The organism is Pandoraea nosoerga (assembly GCF_902459585.1).
In the GTDB taxonomy this organism is placed as follows: domain Bacteria; phylum Pseudomonadota; class Gammaproteobacteria; order Burkholderiales; family Burkholderiaceae; genus Pandoraea; species Pandoraea nosoerga.
On the sequence record NZ_CABPSC010000014.1, the window covers coordinates 105,587 to 119,812 of the forward strand.

Consider the following 14,226-nt stretch of genomic DNA (forward strand, 5'->3'; position numbering starts at 1 on the left):
CGATGGACGTCGACGGGCGAGTTATACGCGGCCGAGCATCAGGAATTCCATGAGAGCCTTCTGCACGTGCAGACGGTTCTCGGCTTCATCCCAGACCACGCTCTGCGGGCCGTCGATTACATCGGCCGAGACCTCCTCGCCGCGGTGGGCGGGCAGGCAATGCATGAAGAGCGCATCGGGTTTGGCGCGCTTCATGAGATCGGCATTCACGCACCATTGCGCGAAGGCGGCCTTGCGTGCCTCGTTCTCCGCTTCGAAGCCCATGCTGGTCCATACGTCGGTCGACACGAGGTCCGCGCCCTCGCAGGCCTCGCGCGGGTCGTCGAACTCGCGCACGAACGGGCGGCTCGACTCGGCCACCATCGCCTGATCGAGGCGATAGCCCGGCGGCGTGGAGATGTTGAACTGAAAGCCGAAAATTTCGGCGGCCTGGATCCACGTGTACGACATGTTGTTCGCGTCGCCGATCCACGTGACCGTCTTGCCCTTGATGGGACCGCGGTGCTCGTAGTACGTGAAGATGTCCGCGAGCACCTGGCAAGGGTGGTACTCGTTGGTCAGGCCATTGATGACCGGCACGCGCGAGTGCAGTGCGAAGCGTTCGATGATTTCCTGACCAAAGGTGCGGATCATGATGATGTCGGTCATGCGCGAGATGACCTGCGCGGCATCTTCGATCGGCTCGCCACGGCCGAGTTGCGTGTCGCGCGTGTTCAGGAACACCGCGTGGCCGCCCAGTTGGTGAATGCCGGCTTCGAACGACAGGCGCGTGCGGGTCGAGCTTTTCTCGAAAATCATCGCGAGCGTGCGGTCGTGCAGCGGGTGATAGGTCTCGTAGTTCTTGAACTTCTTCTTGAGAATGCGGGTGCGCTCGAGCACGTAGTCATACTCGTCGAGCGTCAGGTCCGAAAACTGAAGGTAATGCTTGATGGGTTTGGCGGTGGTCATTTGGATGTTCTGCTGGAGGCCGGTGGCGGGAGCCCGACGGGAACTCATCCGCCCGCGGCACGACGAACAAGCCTTGAGGCCTGTCCCCCGGTCAGGCTCGTGAAGGTGTTCTACCGGTTGCTGGCGTCAGGGGAACAGCCCCTAGTCTACCAAATCGTTTTGTCGTCACACGAAAAGCGTATGATCGAGGCCGTTGCTGCACAGCCGAAAAGCGCTGGCAAGTCCGAAAAAAACATCTGCAGCATGGGTGGGGGACAGGTTCGAGTCTTATATAAGATATAATACTGTCTCTGCCGGCAACGTTACCCGCGTATGGTCGGCCAGATGTTTTTTTAGGTGATTGAGCGATATGACCGACCAGGTTTCCGCGCGCGAGTATTTCATCCAGGGCATCACCCGGGGTGGCAAGAAGTTCCGGCCGAGTGACTGGGCGGAACGCCTGTGCGGCGCTGTGTCGTTCTGTGGCCGAAGCAATATCGGTCCGAACGCATACATGCAGTATTCCCCCTATGTGCGCCCGATTATGGTGGGTGACGTCAAGTGTGTCGTGGTCGACGAGCGGCTGCGCGAGATCGAGCCGAGGGCCTTCGATTTCGTGATGAACTTTGCGCGTGACAACGATCTGCAATTGACCGAAGCCTGTATCGTCCCCGACATCAAGTAGATCCTCCCGGCCGGCTTCCGGCCAGACGTGAGTACCGGGCCTCCGGCCCCGGCTCACCGTCGTCTGCCCCGTTCCCCCGTTCCCCCGTTCCCCCGTTCCCCCGTTCGTCGTTCGTCGCTCTCCTGCCGTCCCGATCTTTCTCCGCTTTTTCGTTTTGCCATCGATTCGCGCCGCGCCGGCCGGGCGGGGAAGGGGTAAAAAGAGATCGCGGAAAAGAAAAAAGCCCGCGTGGGAGCGGGCTTTTTAGTGTTCCGACCGGAGTCGGAACCGGCAAGCAACTGATTCTGCTTTGCAGCTGACGCTGTCTCAGGCAGCCGCCGACATCGCCTTGATGGCGGCCGACAGACGGCTCTTCTGGCGAGCCGCGGTGTTCTTGTGGACGATCTTCTTGTCAGCGATGATGTCGATCGTCTTGGCCGAAGCGCGCAGCACTTCCTTGGCGGCAGCCTGATCGCCAGCGGCGATGGCCTTGCGAACGGCCTTCACAGCCGTGCGCAGGCGCGAACGCAGCGCCGAATTGTGGGCGTTGATCTTGACGGTTTGACGCGCGCGCTTGCGTGCTTGTGCGGTATTTGCCATGTTCGGTGAATTCCTTGAATTGCTCCGCCTGATGCGGCTTCTATGCAGTTTGGCTCGGCTCCCTGGGAGACACGGTGGCCAGGAAGCAATCCATTGACTTCGAAACCGACGATTATAGCCGAAGACCAACGGAATTTGCAACTTCTTTGCTGCAGGGCTGTGCGTATAATACGCGCAACATGAATTTGCTCAAAGCCCTCGCTACGGTCAGCGGTTTCACGATGCTTTCGCGCATCACCGGTCTGGTCCGTGAAATCCTCATCGCGCGCATGTTTGGCGCGGGTCCCATGACCGACGCCTACAACGTCGCGTTCCGCATTCCCAACCTGCTGCGCCGCCTGTCCGCCGAAGGGGCGTTTTCGCAGGCATTCGTTCCGATTCTGGCCGAATTCAAGTCCCAGCGCAGCCCGGAGGAGACCAGGACTCTGGTCGATTCCGTGACGACCGTGTTGTTCTGGACGTTGCTCTCGATTACCGTCGCCGGGGTGCTGGGCGCGTCGGCGGTGGTCTATGCCGTGGCGACGGGGCTCTCGCGCGAGAACGGTACGTTCGACGCGGCCGTCTTCATGACGCGGGTGATGTTTCCCTACATTACCCTGATCTCGATCACGACGCTCGCTGCCGGCGTGCTCAATACCTGGCGCCAGTTCTCGATGCCGGCGTTCGCGCCCGTGCTGCTCAACGTCAGTTCGATCGTCGCGTCGCTGTGGGTCGCGCCGCACCTGGACACCACGCCGGTGTACGCGCTCGCGTATGCCGTGATCGTCGGTGGCGTGCTGCAGCTCGTCATTCAGCTCCCGGCGCTGGCGCGCATCGGCATGCTGCCGCGTATCCGCCTGAACGTGCTTGCCGCCCTGCGCAACGCCGGGGTCAAGCGCGTGCTTGCGAAGATGGTACCCGCCACGCTGGCCGTCTCGGTCGCGCAGGTCAGCTTGATCATCAATACCAACATTGCGTCCCGTCTGGCGCAGGGCAGCGTGTCGTGGCTCGCCTACGCCGACCGTCTGATGGAGTTTCCGACGGCATTGCTGGGCGTGGCACTGGGCACCATTTTGCTGCCGAGCCTGTCGCGGGCACATGCCGATGGCGACGCCGCCGAGTACTCGGCACTGCTGGACTGGGGGCTGCGCCTCACGTTCTTGCTGGCCATGCCGAGTGCCGTGGGCCTGTTCGTCTACGCCGAGCCGCTCACGGCCACGCTTTATCAGTACGGACGCTTCGACGCGACCGACGTGGCAATGACGGCGCACGCACTGACAGCCTACGGCGTAGGACTCGTTGGCCTCATCCTCATCAAGATTCTGGCGCCGGGCTTCTATGCCAAGCAGGACATCAAGACGCCGGTGAAGATTGCCGTGGTCGTGCTCGTCGCCACGCAGCTCTCCAACCTGCTGTTCGTGCGCTGGTTCGCGCATGCGGGACTCTCGCTGTCGATCGGCGTGGGCGCCTGCATGAACGCGGCGTTGCTCTTCGCGGGACTGTACCGGCGCGGGATTTACCGCCCGGCGCCGGGCTGGGGGCTGTTCTTCGTGCAACTGCTCGCGGCCTGCCTGATCCTGGCCGGCGTGCTGCTGTGGTTCACGCAGAGCTTCGACTGGGTGGCGCTCGGCGCCCGACCGCTCTCGCGCATCGCACTGCTCGGCGCGAGTCTGGTCCTATGCGCGGTAGTGTATTTCGGGGCATTATTCCTTATGGGTTTCAACTTCTCGTTCTTCCGCCGGCGCACGCATTCGTAAGCCGCCAAGGCGAAGCACGCCGCGGAATACACCCACGGAATACACCACGGATACCGCATGGCGAACCGAATTCTCGAGTACTTTGCCGCGCTGGTGGCCTCCGACGAGGGGCTGCCGCTCACCGAAGCCGCGATAGCCATCGCGCAGGACGTCTATCCCGACCTCGACGTACAGGACACGCTCACCCAGATCGACATGCTGGCGGCGCGACTGGCCAGACGTCTGCCGCCCGATGCCGGGCCGCTGCAGAAGCTGCAACTGCTCGATCACTTCTTCTTCCGCGAGCTCGGCTTCACCGTCAACCAGAACGACTACTACGACCCGGACAACAGCCACCTGCACGTGGTGCTGGACCGGCGCCGCGGCATTCCGATCTCGCTGGCCGTGCTATGCATGGAAATCGGTCACCAGATCGGCCTGCCGTTGCGCGGTCTGTCGTTTCCGGGGCACTTTCTGCTGCGTCTTGCCGTGCCGGCAGGCGACGTCGTCATCGACCCGATCTCCGGGCATTCGCTCTCGCCGCAACGGCTTCTCGAGATGGTCGAGCCGTACCTGAAGCACTACCGCGACGAGAGCGCCGAGCCGATCCAGGAGCTGGCGCTGTGGGCGCTGCTGCATCCGTTCCTGGAGCCTGCGACGCCGCGCGAGATTCTTGCGCGGATGCTGCGCAACCTGCGCGCCATCTATACCCAAAGCGAGCGCTGGGAACGGCTGCTCGCCGTGCAGGAGCGCATGGTGCTCGTGCTGCCCGATCAACCGATCGAGAGGCGGGACCGCGGGCTCGCGTATGCGCGGCTCGGACTGGTGCGTCCGGCGCAGGACGATCTCGAGCTGTACCTGAGCAAGCGGCCCGAGGCCGAAGACGCGGATGCGATCCGGCAGGTGCTCGACGACCTGAGCCGTCGTCCCGGCAGCCACGGCTGACGCCGGACGTCGGCAATCGGGATGCTGTCGGCGCCGCCAACGCCGCGCGTTCGCCGGCGCGCCTGCCGGTCGGCTCGTCAGGCCGACTGCGCGGCCAGCTCCTGCACGCGGCGTTGCAGGCCGGGCTTGTAGCCGAAGTGAAAGAAGATCTCCGCCATCAGGAACATCGGCGCAATGAAGATCTGGAAGAAGTTGTCGAGCAGCGCGGGCTTGCGTCCCTCGAAATGATGGCCGACCAACTGGATGATCCAGCCGCCGACGAAGAGCACGCCGAAGACCGTCAGCGCCCAGGGCCACGGCAGCTTCGCGAGATGTTGCGTCACCGCGAGCAGCACCGCAAAGAAGGCGGTCATGGCCAGTGCGAGCGGGACGTCGAGCAGGAAGTAATACATCAGCAGGACCAGCACGATCACATGCGTGGCATTCAGGCCGCTGGGGCCGAGCGGCACCCAGGAGAACGCCTGCATCACCGCCAGGATGATCATGGGAACGCCGAAAAAATGGGTCAGACGATTCTTGGGGCTGCGGTGATAGCGCTGGTAGAACGACATCTGTTGCGCCAGAGATTTCATGCCAGCCTCCTGCCGCAGGGGCGCAGAGTATGGGGGGATGCCGGCGTCGACGCCGGCGGCCGTCCGGTCGCGCGACACGACCGGCATTCCATTGTAGTCACAGATCCGACGACATTTTGTTGCGGTGCGTCAACGTGACGCGAGCCCGGCGGAAAGCGGGCAAGCCTTGCAGGGGAGCCCGCGCACGAAGTCTATTTGGGTTGCATGCGGATGGCGCCGTCGAGCCGGATGACTTCGCCGTTGAGCATGGGATTGCGCACGATCTGCTCGACGAGCATGGCATATTCCGAAGGTTTGCCCAGCCGCGGTGGAAACGGCACCATCTGGCCGAGCGAAGCCTGCACTTCGGCGGGCATGGCGAGCATCATCGGCGTCTCGAAAATGCCGGGCGCGACTGTCATGACGCGGATGCCGCTGCGTGACAGGTCGCGCGCGACGGGCAGCGTCAGGCTGGCCACACCGCCTTTGGACGCCGCGTAGGCGGCCTGGCCCATCTGCCCGTCATATGCCGCGACCGAAGCCGTGTTGACGATCACGCCGCGCTCGCCTTCGCCGTTGGGCTCCTCCCGGCTCATCGCGGCAGCGGCGAGCCGGATCATGTTGAACGTGCCGATGAGGTTGATCTGGATGACGCGCGCGAATGCATCCAGAGGGTGCGGGCCGTCGCGGCCGACGGTCTTGCTGCCGATGGCGATGCCGGCACAGTTGACGAGCCCGCGCAGCGCGCCCAGCGATTGGGCGGCGGCCACGGCGGCGTTGCCGTCGTCTTCACGCGTGACGTCGCATCTGACGAATTTCCCGCCGAGCTTTTCGGCGAGCGCTTCACCTTCGGCGACGTTGACGTCGGCGAGCACGACATGCGCGCCCAGTCCGGCAAGCCAGCGCGCGGCCGCAGCGCCGAGCCCCGAGGCGCCACCGGTGATCAGAAACACATTGCCCTGAATTTCCATGCGTCATCCTCCTCTGGCAAAAAAGGCGGCGCAGTGGGAACTGGCCGCCTTCTTCATGGCGTCATCGACGTCGGCCGAACCACTGGCGTTGTGTACAGCGCCAGGGCACGGGCCGCGGCAACGGCTTACTTCAGCGCTTCGAACACGCGCGCGCGGATGTCTTCCACGCTGCCCTGGCCCGAAATCTTGCGGTACTTCGGTGCTGCGACGATCGCGCCTTCGCTGCCGTGCTTGGCCCAATCCGAATAGTAGGCGACGAGCGGCTTGGTCTGCGATTCGTACACGGCCAGACGCTTCTTGACCGTCTCCTCCTTGTCGTCGTCGCGCTGCACGAGCGGCTCGCCCGTCACATCGTCCTTGCCTTCCACTTTGGGCGGGTTGAACTTGATGTGGTAGGTGCGGCCCGACGCCGGGTGGGTGCGACGCCCGCTCATGCGCGTGATGATTTCGTCGAACGGCACGTCGATCTCGAGCACGAAGTCGATGGCGACGCCGGCGTCCTTCATGGCTTCGGCCTGCGCGATGGTGCGCGGGAAGCCGTCGAAGAGGTAGCCGTTCTTGCAGTCGTCGGCGCTCAGGCGCTCACGCACCATGCCGATGATCACTTCGTCCGGAACGAGGTCGCCCGCGTCCATGAAGCGCTTGGCTTCGAGGCCGAGCTGGGTGCCTTCCTTGATCGCGGCGCGCAGCATATCGCCGGTCGAGATTTGCGGGATGCCGAATTTTTCTTTGATGAAAGTGGCTTGGGTGCCCTTGCCGGCCCCGGGTGCCCCCAACAAAATCAGACGCATCGATGACTCCTGAAAGTTTGTGATTTGTGAATGCTGTGCGTGCGGCAGGCAGGTGCGTCTCCGGATGTCGGCAGCGGTTTCGGCCTGCGTGGCCGGCCCAACCACGCTTCGCGCGCACGACGCGCTCGGCAGGGGCGCATCGCGCGCGACCGGGGTCTGCTCGCGAGAATCAGAGCGATTATGCCACGACGCACCGGCCCGACGGCGTTTTGCCGACGCCGTCCCGTTCACCCGGCACGATTTCCGGGACGCATGGAAAGGGAGGACTCGCGGCGATATGACGATATGGCGATATGGCGTGGGGGCGCTGCGGACTCAGCCGCGTAGCAGCGCCCGCACGCGCTCGAGGTCTTCGGCCGTGTCGACGCCGGGCAACGGGGCGTCGTCGGTCACGAGCACGGCGATGCGCTCGCCGTGCCACATGGCGCGCAGTTGCTCGAGCGACTCGGCCGTCTCGATCGGCGCCTGCGGCAGGGACGGGTAGTGACGCAGGAATTTGGCGCGGTACGCGTAAAGCCCGATATGCCGGAAGATGGGCGCTGCGCTCGCGGGCAGCGTCGCCATGCTGGCCAGGCCGGCGGACCAGGCATCGCGCGACCAGGGGATGGGCGCGCGCGAAAAATACAGGGCGCGGCTGTGGGCGTCGAGCACGACCTTCACGACGTTCGGCGAGAAGATCTCGGCGTGGTCGGTGATCGGGTGCGCGGCCGTCGACAGGGCGCATTCCGGATGCTCGGCCAGATGCGCCGCCACGGCGCGCACCAGACGCGGATCGATGAGCGGCTCGTCGCCCTGAACGTTGACCACGATGGTGTCGTCGGGCCAGCCTTGCTGCACGGCCACTTCGGCCAGGCGGTCGGTGCCGGTGGGGTGGTCGGCCCGTGTGAGCGCGACGTCGAACCCGTGCGCGCAGACGGCGTCCACGACGCCCTGCGCGTCCGTGGCGACCACGACCTGGCGGGCCCCCGACTCGCGCGCGCGTTCCGCTACGCGAACCACCATCGGCTTGCCGCCGATGTCGGCGAGCGGCTTGTTCGGCAGACGCGTCGACGCCAGACGCGCAGGCACGACGGCGACGAAATCGACGGTGTGGACTGGCTCGCTCACGATGCTCACTTGTCGTCGTCGAGCGGGACCGGCGTGCCTTCGACAGACTGGCGCGCTTCGTCGGCGAGCATGACGGGAATGCCGTCACGGATCGGATACGCGAGCTTGTCGGCGTGGCAAATCAGTTCCTGGGCTTTCTTGTCGTATTCCAGGGGCCCCTTGCACAGCGGGCAGACGAGAATCTCAAACAGTCGGGTATCCACGCAATTTCTCCACTACCAGTGATACGAGGCGCGCGTCGAGCGCCGCCTCGGCAGGCACGGCCCACACACGCGGGTCCGACCAGGTCAGGCATTTTACTGCATCCTTTTCGGTAATCAGGATGGCCTCGGCCGCCACGCCGTCAAACGGATTTGCCGCGAAGTCGTAGTGATCGGGCAGCGCCAGCGTCTCGATCTGCAGTCCCGCGCCGCGCAGCGCCGCGAAGAACCGTTCCGGCGCACCGATGCCGGCCGCGGCCAGCACGCGTCGTCCGGCGAAGTGGGCGAGGGCTCGCGTGAGCGACGGCTGGCTCACACACCACGCGTGGCCGAGCGTGAGCGACAGTCGCCAGGTGTTCGGCCATGCCGGAAGCGTCTTGCCGTAGGGATCGTTGATGAGACTGGCATCACGCCGGCGCGACAGCGGCTCGCGCAGGGGACCGGCCGGCAGCAGGAAGCCGTTGCCGCCCAGGCGATGGTCGAACACGGCGATCTCGACGTCGCGCTCGAGCGCGTAGTGCTGAAGGCCGTCGTCGCACACGATGACGTCGCACTCGGGCCGCGCCGCGAGCAGCGCCCGCCCACCTTCGACGCGTGAAGGCCATACCCACACAGGAGCACCGGTGCGCCGCGCGATCAGCAACGGCTCGTCGCCCACCGCTTCAGGCGTTGCGTCGGCGCCGACTTCCGTCGGCCGGGATAGCGCGGCCCCGTAACCGCGTGAGAGCACGCCAGGCGTATAGCCCTGGGCGCGCAGCGCGGCGACGAGCGCGATGACCGTTGGCGTCTTGCCCGTGCCGCCGACGGTGAGATTGCCCACGACGACGACCGGCACCGGCAGACGGGTGGACGTCTTCCAGCCCCGGCGGAAACACACGCGGCGCCATGCCGCGACGGCCCCGAAGATCCAGGACAGCGGCCACAGCAGCCAGGCGAGGAGCCCGCGGCGCTGCCACTGCGCCGTCACCCAATGCGCGAGCGCGCCGGACAGGCGCGGCACCACGGCGCGCGAGCGCGCACGTGGGGCGTGGTGGGCATGGGGAGCGTCCGGCGTGCCTGGCGTGGTCATCGGGACGGGGACTTCGCGGCGCCTTGTGCCGCTGTCGAACGGGCCGAGAACGTCAGCCGCGTCAACCCGGCTTCGCGCGCCGCTTCCATGACGTTGATGACTGACTGATGGGCGCTCTTGGCGTCGGCGTTGACGATGACGACCGGCGCTTCGGCGCCGTCGTTCGCCGCACCGGCGGCCTGGCGCAGTGCGGCGGCCAGGCTCGCGACATCGCGCTGTGCGAGGGCGTGGCGGTCGATGGCGTAGCTGCCGTCCGCGCCGACCGACACCACGATCTGCCGCGGCGGCACGAGCGCCTTTTCGGCGTCGGCGGTCGGCAGGTTCACCTTGAGCGCGGTATAGCGTGTGTAGGTCGTCGTCACCATCAGGAAGATCAGGATCACGAGCAGCACGTCGATGAGCGGAATCAGATTGATCTCCGGCTCGTCGCGCGTGGAGAGGCCTCGACGGAAATTCATCGCGCGTCTCTCGCCTCAGTGCCGCGGCAGCGTGGCATCGAGGAAGTGAACCGCCTGCGTCTCGAGTTCCACGAGGAAGGCATCGACGCGCGTTCGGTAATAGCGATAGAAGATCATCGCGGGAATTGCGATCATCAGGCCGAAGCCCGTGTTGTAGAGCGCTACCGAGATGCCGTGCGCGAGTTGCGCCGGATCGGTGCCGGTTGCGTCCTGCGAGCCAAAGATCTCGATCATGCCGATGACGGTGCCGAACAGCCCCATGAGCGGTGCCACCGACGCGATGGTGCCCAGCGCGGGCAGAAACCGCTCGAGCTCGTGCGCGACTGCGCGCCCGGTTTCCTCCAGCGCTTCCTTCGCGCCGTCTCGCGCACCGTGCGGATTGCGCGAGACGTAACGCACGCCCGTGGCGAGCACACGGCCGAGCATCGAGCCTTGCGCGAGCGCGTCGGTGGCCTCCTGCTTCGCATTGCCGCGACGGGCCAGCGTGATGGCGTTCTCGAGCACGCCGCCCGGCAGCACGCGGGCGCGGCGCAACGAAAGGGCGCGCTCGACGATCAGGGCGAGTGCGATGACGGAGGCGATGAGAAGTGGCCAGATGGGCCAGCCGGCGGCCTGGATGACGGCGAACAAAGACGACCTCTTGCTTGTGGCGGGGATAGGCAAACGAGTCCGCACTGTAGCGTGCAGGGGGGGGATGGGCAAGCACCGTTTTCCACACCGGACGAGCACAAGGATGTGGACAACCTTTGGATACGTCAGACAACCCGTTGACGCGGCGGGACTTTTCACTTCGTGATGAAAAAATGGGCAGCGCATCGTTTCAGAAATGAACACCGCCGCAAGCTCAGCTTTCCCAATGCTCCGCGCACAGCCTGTGGATAACTGTGTGTACATGTCGGCTGTGGATAATATATCTTCCCGCCGCGCTCGAATTCGCTTCGCCCGTTGGCTGCGAATCGAAGCGTAGAGCCCGATAAATCAAGGGCTTGGCGCCGGCGCCAAGGAAATATGCGGCGCCCGGCCGAGAAAACCCGTAAATTAGCGGGCCTGTGGACAGTTATTCGTCAGCGCACACGCATGAACTCATCTTTGGACGACATTCGGCACGATCGTGGTGCAGACCGCGTGCTGAGCGTTTCAGATCTGAACAAGGCTGTCGCCGGCATGCTGGAGCGGACTTTCCCGCTGGCGTGGGTCGGCGGCGAAATCTCGAACTTCACGCGCGCGGCCAGCGGCCACTGGTATTTCTCGATCAAGGACGCGCAGGCGCAGATGCGCTGCGTGATGTTCCGCGGTCGCGCGCAGTACGCCGATTTCTCGCCGAAGGAGGGCGATCGCGTGGAGGTGCGCGCGCAGCTCTCGATGTACGTGCCGCGCGGCGAGGTGCAACTCAACGTCGAGGCGATCCGCCGCGCGGGGCAGGGCAATCTGTACGAAGCGTTCCTGCGGCTCAAGGAGAAGCTCGCCGCAGCCGGGTTGTTCGACGCGCAACGCAAGCGCGCGTTGCCCCGATATGCCCGCCGGGTGGGCGTCGTCACGTCGTTGCAGGCCGCGGCATTGCGCGACGTCCTCACGACACTGGCGCGGCGCGCCCCGCATGTGAGCGTGGTGATCTACCCGGCGCCGGTGCAGGGCGCCGATGCGGCGTCGCGCCTGGCGGCCGCCCTCGACATGGCCAACGCCCGTCGGGAAGTGGACGCGATCCTGCTGTGCCGCGGCGGCGGCTCCATCGAGGACCTGTGGGCGTTCAACGAGGAAGTGCTGGCCCACGCGATCGCGCGCAGCGAACTGCCTGTGGTTTCGGGCGTGGGGCATGAGACCGACTTCACCATTGCGGATTTCGTCGCGGATGTGAGAGCGCCGACGCCCACCGCCGCCGCCGAGCTGATCAGCGCCGCGCGCGACGAGTGTCTGCGTGAGGTCGACCGGCAACGCCAGCGCCTCACGCGGGCCATGTGGCGCATGCTCGAACAGCGCGCGCAGCAGCTCGACAGCCTCTCGCGCGGTCTCGTCTCGCCGCGCGAGCGTCTGGCCCGGCAGCGCGGGGAACTGGCGCATCTGGGCGACCGCATGCGTCACGCGCTCGAACGCCCGCTCGCACAGCGGCGCAACCGGTTCGACATGCTGCGTCTGCGCCTGGCACGTGCGGTGCCCGATGTCGCGTCGCAGCATGAGCGCGTGGCACTGCTCTCGCAGCGGCTCTCGAGCGCCATGTCGCGCCGCGCGGAGCGTTCCGCGCAACGGCTCGCCGATGCCGCGGCGCAGCTCGAGCTGCTCAATCCGCGTCGCACGCTGCAACGGGGCTATGCCGCCGTGCTCGACAGCCGCGGCCACCCGGTGCGCGACCCGCGCAGGCTGCAGCGCGGCCAATCGGTGACGATGCATCTGGCCGAGGGCGCCGCCGACGTGGGCATTGGTGACGTCCAGGTCAGGCTAGACGATACTTTTTAGCGCGGCCCGCTTCGGCTATCCCGGCAAACTGCACGCATCGTGCATCGATCGGCGGGGATCGACAAACAATCGTCACATGCGCGGCGCACTGTGCGGTAAAGCCGGTAACCGTGCGGTTTGCGGGGTTTTTGCATCTGCCCTAGAATCGATGGCTCCGGATAATGCAAATCGGGTTCCCCTCAGAGCACAAAGGACAATCGCCATGGAACACAAGCTCCCTGAACTGCCGTACGCCATCGATGCGCTGGCGCCGACCATCTCCAAGGAAACGATGGAGTATCACTACGGCAAGCATCACCAAGCCTATGTGACCAACTTGAACAACCTGATCAAGGGCACCGAATTCGAAAACGCCAGCCTCGAGGACATCATCAAGAAGTCGTCGGGCGGCGTGTTCAACAACGCTGCACAGGTGTGGAACCACACCTTCTTCTGGAACACGCTGTCGCCTAAGGGCGGCGGTGCGCCGAGCGGCGATCTGGCCAAGGCCATCGACGCGAAGTTCGGCTCGTTCGACGCCTTCAAGGAAGCCTTCACCAAGTCGGCTGTGGGCAACTTCGGTTCGGGCTGGACGTGGCTCGTGAAAAAGACCGACGGTTCGGTCGACATCGTCAACACCAGCAACGCCGCGACGCCGATCACCGGCTCGGACAAGCCGCTGATCACGATCGACGTGTGGGAGCACGCTTACTACATCGATTACCGCAATGCCCGTCCGAAGTTCGTCGAGGCATTCTGGAATCTCGTCAACTGGGACTTCGCCGCGAAGAACTTCGCATAATCGCGAATGCCCGGATTTCGCCGGTAAAGCGTCTGGCGCCCGACCCGAGCGTCCGGCGTTCGCGGCGAAGCAAGAAGCCCACTGCATGCAGTGGGCTTTTTTGTTTTCAGCGGTTGCCGGGGCCGTGTCATCCGCAGCGACGTTGATCGCGATCAACGCTCATGCAAGCTCGCGTCGCTAGAGTGTGAGCTTCAAACTCGACGGCGGGACATATGCCAGAAGACCCTGCGCCAGCGAACGGCGCGCATTCCGCAACATCCACGCGCTTCTCCTTCACGCCTGACGACCTCGCCCGCGGCGGCCCGCGGCACGACGACGCGCCGCGATACTGGCTCGCCGACGCGAGCCTCATGCGAAGCCTGCCGCCCGCGGCCTGGACACTCTTTCGCCTTGCCGAGTACAAGCGCGGCGGCACGGCCGCCCACATGTGGCGCGTCGGTGCGCTCACGTGGCGCTTCGCGCAGTCGCTCGGCATGCCGGCGATCAGGGCGCAGGCGCTCGGACTGGCCGCCGCATTGCACGATACGGGCAAGCTTTGCATCCCGAACGCCATCCTCGAGAAGCCGGGCAGACTCACCGCGGAAGAAATGCGCGTGATGCGCGCGCATCCGCAACTGGGCGCCGATGTCCTCAGCGCGATCGGCGGTGCGGCGTGCGAGTTGGCGTCAACGGTGGCGCGCTCGCATCACGAGCGCTACGACGGCAGGGGGTACCCCTATGGACTGTCGGGCAACCGGATTCCGCTGGCCGGGCGCATCGTTGCCCTGGTGGACGTGTTCGACGCCCTCGCGAGCCACCGTCCGTATCGCACCGCATGGAGTCCGGCGAAGATCGTCGGCGCCATGCTCGCCGAGCGCGGTCGACACTTCGACCCGTGGTTGCTCGATCGTTTTCTGGAGCGCTCACTGGGCGCGGCCCTGCAAATCTCGAGCGGCGCGCGCTAACGACGCACCGATAGCGCGCAGCCCCGCCGGCGGCGAATGAGGCGCCCGGACG

16 protein-coding genes are annotated in these 14,226 nt (G+C 65.3%); 6 read left to right on the forward strand and 10 right to left on the reverse strand.

Features of this window, described 5'->3' with window-relative positions; all coding sequences use genetic code 11:
* Positions 1-21: 21 nt before the first annotated feature.
* Positions 22-948: an ornithine carbamoyltransferase gene (gene argF / locus PNO31109_RS17350; protein ID WP_150556708.1), complete on the reverse strand. Its 927-nt coding sequence runs from the start codon at positions 946-948 to the stop codon at positions 22-24.
* 349 nt (positions 949-1,297) lie between these two features.
* Here argF and PNO31109_RS17355 point away from each other — a divergent pair, with 349 nt between their 5' ends.
* Complete coding sequence (locus PNO31109_RS17355; RefSeq protein ID WP_150556709.1) at positions 1,298-1,612, forward strand: DUF3579 domain-containing protein; 315 nt, start codon at positions 1,298-1,300, stop codon at positions 1,610-1,612.
* 306 nt (positions 1,613-1,918) lie between these two features.
* Here the strand turns inward: PNO31109_RS17355 and rpsT are convergent, their stop codons facing one another.
* The gene (gene rpsT, locus PNO31109_RS17360; RefSeq protein WP_039405217.1) at positions 1,919-2,191 is read right to left on the reverse strand and encodes a 30S ribosomal protein S20; all 273 of its coding nucleotides are present in this window, start codon (positions 2,189-2,191) and stop codon (positions 1,919-1,921) included.
* Between the two features lie 179 nt (positions 2,192-2,370).
* Here rpsT and murJ point away from each other — a divergent pair, with 179 nt between their 5' ends.
* Positions 2,371-3,927 carry a murein biosynthesis integral membrane protein MurJ gene (gene murJ, locus PNO31109_RS17365; RefSeq protein ID WP_150556710.1) on the forward strand — a complete coding sequence of 519 codons (1,557 nt, stop codon included), beginning with the start codon at positions 2,371-2,373 and terminating at the stop codon, positions 3,925-3,927.
* A gap of 57 nt (positions 3,928-3,984) precedes the next feature.
* Positions 3,985-4,851 (forward strand): SirB1 family protein, encoded by an 867-nt coding sequence (locus PNO31109_RS17370; RefSeq protein ID WP_150556711.1) that lies wholly within the window; start codon positions 3,985-3,987, stop codon positions 4,849-4,851.
* A gap of 77 nt (positions 4,852-4,928) precedes the next feature.
* Here the strand turns inward: PNO31109_RS17370 and PNO31109_RS17375 are convergent, their stop codons facing one another.
* From PNO31109_RS17375 to PNO31109_RS17410, 8 genes are all read right to left on the reverse strand, one after another.
* The gene (locus PNO31109_RS17375; protein ID WP_174966449.1) at positions 4,929-5,423 is read right to left on the reverse strand and encodes an Mpo1 family 2-hydroxy fatty acid dioxygenase; all 495 of its coding nucleotides are present in this window, start codon (positions 5,421-5,423) and stop codon (positions 4,929-4,931) included.
* 191 nt (positions 5,424-5,614) lie between these two features.
* The gene (locus PNO31109_RS17380; protein ID WP_150556713.1) at positions 5,615-6,373 is read right to left on the reverse strand and encodes an SDR family NAD(P)-dependent oxidoreductase; all 759 of its coding nucleotides are present in this window, start codon (positions 6,371-6,373) and stop codon (positions 5,615-5,617) included.
* A gap of 125 nt (positions 6,374-6,498) precedes the next feature.
* Positions 6,499-7,164: an adenylate kinase gene (gene adk, locus PNO31109_RS17385; protein ID WP_150556714.1), complete on the reverse strand. Its 666-nt coding sequence runs from the start codon at positions 7,162-7,164 to the stop codon at positions 6,499-6,501.
* A 315-nt stretch (positions 7,165-7,479) separates the two neighbouring features.
* Positions 7,480-8,271, reverse strand: a complete 792-nt coding sequence (gene kdsB, locus PNO31109_RS17390) for a 3-deoxy-manno-octulosonate cytidylyltransferase (RefSeq protein ID WP_150556715.1) — start codon at positions 8,269-8,271, stop codon at positions 7,480-7,482.
* 5 nt (positions 8,272-8,276) lie between these two features.
* Positions 8,277-8,474: a Trm112 family protein gene (locus PNO31109_RS17395; RefSeq protein WP_150556716.1), complete on the reverse strand. Its 198-nt coding sequence runs from the start codon at positions 8,472-8,474 to the stop codon at positions 8,277-8,279.
* Entirely contained in the window at positions 8,455-9,540 is a 1,086-nt protein-coding gene (lpxK, locus tag PNO31109_RS17400) for a tetraacyldisaccharide 4'-kinase (protein ID WP_150556717.1), read from the reverse strand. Before lpxK ends, PNO31109_RS17395 begins: the two co-directional genes overlap by 20 nt.
* Positions 9,537-9,998: an ExbD/TolR family protein gene (locus PNO31109_RS17405; protein WP_150556718.1), complete on the reverse strand. Its 462-nt coding sequence runs from the start codon at positions 9,996-9,998 to the stop codon at positions 9,537-9,539. The genes lpxK and PNO31109_RS17405 overlap by 4 nt, the downstream gene beginning before the upstream one ends.
* Before the next feature lie 15 nt (positions 9,999-10,013).
* Positions 10,014-10,628: a MotA/TolQ/ExbB proton channel family protein gene (locus PNO31109_RS17410; RefSeq protein WP_150556719.1), complete on the reverse strand. Its 615-nt coding sequence runs from the start codon at positions 10,626-10,628 to the stop codon at positions 10,014-10,016.
* 447 nt (positions 10,629-11,075) lie between these two features.
* Between PNO31109_RS17410 and xseA the strand changes: the two genes are divergently transcribed.
* From xseA to PNO31109_RS17425, 3 genes are all read left to right on the forward strand, one after another.
* A complete protein-coding gene (gene xseA / locus PNO31109_RS17415) occupies positions 11,076-12,449 on the forward strand; it encodes an exodeoxyribonuclease VII large subunit (protein WP_150556720.1) in 1,374 nt (457 codons plus the stop codon).
* A gap of 202 nt (positions 12,450-12,651) precedes the next feature.
* Complete coding sequence (gene sodB, locus PNO31109_RS17420; RefSeq protein ID WP_150556721.1) at positions 12,652-13,230, forward strand: superoxide dismutase [Fe]; 579 nt, start codon at positions 12,652-12,654, stop codon at positions 13,228-13,230.
* Between the two features lie 212 nt (positions 13,231-13,442).
* A complete protein-coding gene (locus PNO31109_RS17425; protein WP_150556722.1) occupies positions 13,443-14,174 on the forward strand; it encodes an HD-GYP domain-containing protein in 732 nt (243 codons plus the stop codon).
* Positions 14,175-14,226: the final 52 nt, after the last annotated feature.

Excerpts from the sequence above, each read along its gene's own strand:
- murJ (WP_150556710.1), top strand. The coding sequence starts at position 2,371 with ATGAATTTGCTCAAAGCCCTCGCTACGGTCAGCGGTTTCACGATGCTT.
- argF (WP_150556708.1), bottom strand. The coding sequence starts at position 948 with ATGACCACCGCCAAACCCATCAAGCATTACCTTCAGTTTTCGGACCTG.
- xseA (WP_150556720.1), top strand. The coding sequence starts at position 11,076 with ATGAACTCATCTTTGGACGACATTCGGCACGATCGTGGTGCAGACCGC.
- rpsT (WP_039405217.1), bottom strand. The coding sequence starts at position 2,191 with ATGGCAAATACCGCACAAGCACGCAAGCGCGCGCGTCAAACCGTCAAG.
- PNO31109_RS17405 (WP_150556718.1), bottom strand. The coding sequence starts at position 9,998 with ATGAATTTCCGTCGAGGCCTCTCCACGCGCGACGAGCCGGAGATCAAT.
- lpxK (WP_150556717.1), bottom strand. The coding sequence starts at position 9,540 with ATGACCACGCCAGGCACGCCGGACGCTCCCCATGCCCACCACGCCCCA.
- PNO31109_RS17380 (WP_150556713.1), bottom strand. The coding sequence starts at position 6,373 with ATGGAAATTCAGGGCAATGTGTTTCTGATCACCGGTGGCGCCTCGGGG.
- PNO31109_RS17370 (WP_150556711.1), top strand. The coding sequence starts at position 3,985 with ATGGCGAACCGAATTCTCGAGTACTTTGCCGCGCTGGTGGCCTCCGAC.
- PNO31109_RS17425 (WP_150556722.1), top strand. The coding sequence starts at position 13,443 with ATGCCAGAAGACCCTGCGCCAGCGAACGGCGCGCATTCCGCAACATCC.
- sodB (WP_150556721.1), top strand. The coding sequence starts at position 12,652 with ATGGAACACAAGCTCCCTGAACTGCCGTACGCCATCGATGCGCTGGCG.
- PNO31109_RS17375 (WP_174966449.1), bottom strand. The coding sequence starts at position 5,423 with ATGAAATCTCTGGCGCAACAGATGTCGTTCTACCAGCGCTATCACCGC.
- adk (WP_150556714.1), bottom strand. The coding sequence starts at position 7,164 with ATGCGTCTGATTTTGTTGGGGGCACCCGGGGCCGGCAAGGGCACCCAA.
- PNO31109_RS17355 (WP_150556709.1), top strand. The coding sequence starts at position 1,298 with ATGACCGACCAGGTTTCCGCGCGCGAGTATTTCATCCAGGGCATCACC.